Annotated in this window: 2 protein-coding genes; both read right to left on the bottom strand. The window is 36.4% G+C overall.

Going from position 1 to position 4,172, the window contains the following annotated elements; translation table 11 throughout:
* Positions 1–363 precede the first annotated feature (363 nt).
* Positions 364–3,525: a T9SS type A sorting domain-containing protein gene (locus F0000_RS26545; protein WP_149627724.1), complete on the bottom strand. Its 3,162-nt coding sequence runs from the start codon at positions 3,523–3,525 to the stop codon at positions 364–366.
* A 65-nt stretch (positions 3,526–3,590) separates the two neighbouring features.
* Positions 3,591–4,172: hypothetical protein (locus tag F0000_RS26540; protein WP_223148947.1), on the bottom strand; the 582-nt coding region annotated here is incomplete at its 5' end.

Here is a 4,172-nt window from a genome sequence, read left to right as displayed (position 1 = left end):
GTTTTTTTGATTATTCCTTTTACCCTATTGGAGAAAAAGGCTTAATTGAAAATTCAGCAAGAGTAAACGGTAAACATCTTGGAAGAGATTCTTTTTTTGATCTCACACCAAATTAAAAACGTTAAAGCTCAATAAAATGATGTCTTTTTCATCTTCTGGTAATCTGCCTTTCACTAATAGATTTTTCTCCTAGGATAAGGTTATTGGAAAATAAGATAATCATTTTTTGAAGATTTTAAAAGATCTATCCAGAGGTGAACTACATTTTTATAATTTGTATAATGTATAAACAGGTTTAAAAAAAGTAGTGAGTAGGATTCCTATAAAAGATTCCCCACTCACTATAATGAAGAATAATATGCGTTATTCTACAATGAGTTTTTCTGTAAGAATTCCAAACTCCGTTTCTATTTTCACCAAGTATAATCCAGGTTTCAAATTATAAATTGGGAATGTCAGCTTATTGGAATGCTGAGAAATTTTGACAGCAGTTGCTCCATTTCTGGTCGGGTCTATAATGGTAACTGCTCTTATTTCTTTAGGCAATTCTGAGATTTTCTTTTGACTAAGATTATCTAAAAATATAGTCACCTGATCAGATGCTGGATTTGGGTATAAAATTTTCATGGATCCTTTAAAATCATTTGAAGGAGCTTCTGAGAAACTACCGTCATTAAAGCCTAGCGCTGATACAAGGAATGTTGACTCAGAGGTGCCACAAGTATTAGTGACATATAATGTAGCTGTGTACAAACCTGCTGCTTTTACAGTAAAAAGGATAGGTCGTGAAACAAAGTTACTATCCTGAAAAGTAATCTCATTTTTTGAATCAATCAATAAATCGGGATGATTAGAAACCAATCGATATGTGTCTACTCCGATATAACGTGATAACCTGTATGTTACACTTTGGGGTGAAGTTTGATCTACAGAAATTGATGGCACTGTTATTGAACGAACCTGAGGTTTCCCTAAACGAATTGTACGTTCGATAGTTATGCGACCACAGGATGTTGTAACTTCTACCGATAATGTGGCAGTACTATTTTTGTTATTAGATGATACTACAATTCTATTCGTACCATTCCCTGTTATGATAGCCCCTTCGGTTATTGTCCACGTATAATTTGTTGCCCCGGCTGGCATACTAAAGGTTGCAGTAGTACACACTCTATCCGAGCCAGAAATCACTGTATTTGTACATCCAAAAGTACAGTCAAATATATCTCTATCAGCATCACGATCCATTTCTTCTGCTAACCAATCTCCATTTAATCTATTAAATGAGATATGAGGTTCATTAACTGCCCTAGTATTAAAAGAAGTGGTAAAATTAGTAAAGGGAATGGCGCGACTGCTTGTGGGAGCATTATTAACCGAATAGGATCGGGTATAATCGGCTGCATTTAATAGGATACGCCCACTACCCACATCCAGAGCACTGGCAGCAGGGATAAAATTAAAATTAGGATTAAAATCAGCATTAAACCCTACATTAATTAAGGCATTGTTTACATCATCAAAATTCAAATCTGCGTTAAACAATGGGTTACCCCCACCGGGATAGGTTTCTATAGGTAAAATACCTGGCTGTGAATTAAATGATTTTTGTGTGATTGTTTTATCAATATCGATTAACCAGAGTAATTTTTTTGTATAGCGAATACGTCCAAAGTAGACTTCTTTGGTTCCGGATTCAGGATATGCATTGGCTCTAAAATCAAATGTTAATTTACTTTTACCGGGCAGTGTATTTAAAAGAAAGCCAGCATCTTCTGTTACTATTGTCAGAAAATTAGTCACTACACTATTAAGTAAAGGATATAAAGCCAACGTAATATCCGTAAGCCATTCTGATTTTGCCCTGCCGTCAAGATTAAAAATGCGTTCTCCGGGAGCGATTTGTTGTTTTTCGGCACAATGATTTCCGTTACTAATAGCGATATTACGAGTTTGTTCTGGATAGCCCATATCATGTAGTTCTTTCTGGAAATCATCAAACAATGAATTGTCTACCTCAAAACGACCATTAACATAATTAAAAACCAGTTGGCGCACAGCAGGAGCATCAAGTAATGCTCTTAGGTCTTCTACAGAAGCACCTCCCTCTGTAATATCAATTTGAAATCCAGAAAGCGGCGTACTAATAAAACGGTCAATAAGGTGTCGTGTCATATATTGCACGCTTAGTGGGATATGTGCTCCCTGATGTGGGGCATCATGACTTACATATAGACTGGTTTGGTGATCCTCACCACGATTCTCCATATCTTTTAGGGCATAGCGGGTGATTAATCCCCCCATACTTTGCCCGATAATGACATTTGATGTAGTACTACCTGTTACTTTTTGACTATTCACCCATTTAATCACTTCTTCTAACACAAAAGCATTACGTTGCAGGTAATCGGTACCATTATCCCAATTGACATAGATAATGTCATAATCAATTGTGGTATTAAGATTAATTAGTCTTTGAAGTTCAAAACTATTAGATCGTATTAAGGAGTTTTCAAATGATTCATAATCTGTATCTCCAATTCGTCCAGATACTGCCTGTAAACCAGTATCCAATCCTTCGGCAATGATCAAAGGGTTTCGCATTTTACAATCATCACTACCATATAGTACCTGTAATGTAGCACTTCCTTTTTTACCTTTATATGCCCTGGTGGCTGTAATTTTTTGACGGCTTTCTCCACATGCAGGATTAGCTTTTGGGGGAACACCACCCGTACCATTCTTAATGTTAACTTTTAAACGGGTACGTAACACTGTCCCATTAGTTAAAGTGATCTGGAAATCCCATGTTTTCATACCTGGTTGTTGATAGGTATATGAGATTTCTTTACCATTGGTGATGTCATAAAACCTAAATAGTCCTTCTCCCCATGATATTTTAATGCTTTGTATCGTGCTTCTTTGGTTAGAATATAAAAGAGACGTGGGGAGTGAAACCGTGGCTTTAGGGGTATTAATCTCTAAGACCCGTGTACCAATGGCAACTGCATTTTTGGTTTCATAAGGGTTTTGCCATACTCCGCCACTATAGGCATCATCATATTGGGTATTATTGTTAATGACTCGGATATCCCCTTGACTAAGTGCATTAGTTCGTATTTTGGAATATTTAAAGTATAAACCACTCAATACAATATTGGTGTTTGTATTGGTGTTTATAGCCGTTTTTTGTTGTTGCAGGTTTTTCCATTTGCTGTATTCGCCTTTGGGGTTCTGCACCCCCGATATCCCTGATTGTATTGCAGAAGAAACAATAGTATTGTAGATGTCTCTATACAAAGCAGGATTAATATGATCCCCACTTACATTGATCCCATTATATTTGTTAAGGTCTGTAAAATCGAGACCGTAATCTAATAATACCCCATGTGGGACACGATTTTTTTCTAAGGGAGCAAAGGCATGGTTAATGGCATTGGCTACACTTGTGTCTGTAGTTTGTGCCTTGATTGTGGACATAGCGATCCAGGCCATTACAAAAATGGCAATAGAAATCTGTTTCATTGTAAAAATGATTTTAAAAAAGGTTACATGAATATGTGAGTGGGGTAGGTGTAAAAAATTGTTTATCAGTCGGATATAACTGTTACATTAGACTCATAGAATAAGTCAAATCGGCCATCGGTAATTTTGATCTCATTACCCTCTTTATCAAGTACCGTAAATTCGAAAGTACCTGCAACAATACCTCTCTCTTCATCGAATTTGGTAATTATAAGTGTCCCTGGGTTTGTTTCTGAAGTGATGGCATTGATATGTCCTTCTTGTCCCGAAGAACCTTTGTCATAAATAGCAGAAAAAGCTTGATTCATTTGTGAAACTAGTTGGTATTGTTTTTCTTCTAGAGCTTCTACATCTAATCCTTGTACAACAATAAGTTGCGAGTTAGTTCCTCCTCCGGTTGCTCCAGAGAGTCCTAATGTATAAGCATTATCTTTAAAAAAATACGTAGCTCTAGGTCGTCCTTGTCCAAATTGGCTAGGTATAAAAGCTTCCCCATTAATAAGGCAAGCAAAGGTTTGTTTTCCACTTTGTGTTGCGGGCGGTAGTTGATCGATAGGATTGTTATTGTCATCGTCATTACTACAGGCACTTATGATAGTTATAGCTATTAGTACTAGTAAAAAAAGGAATTTTTTCATCATAATAGA

The organism is Aquimarina sp. RZ0, assembly GCF_008370685.1.
In the GTDB taxonomy this organism is placed as follows: Bacteria; Bacteroidota; Bacteroidia; order Flavobacteriales; family Flavobacteriaceae; genus Aquimarina.
The sequence above is the reverse complement of the archived record's forward strand: the minus strand, read 5'-3'. Positions and strand labels throughout refer to the sequence as shown.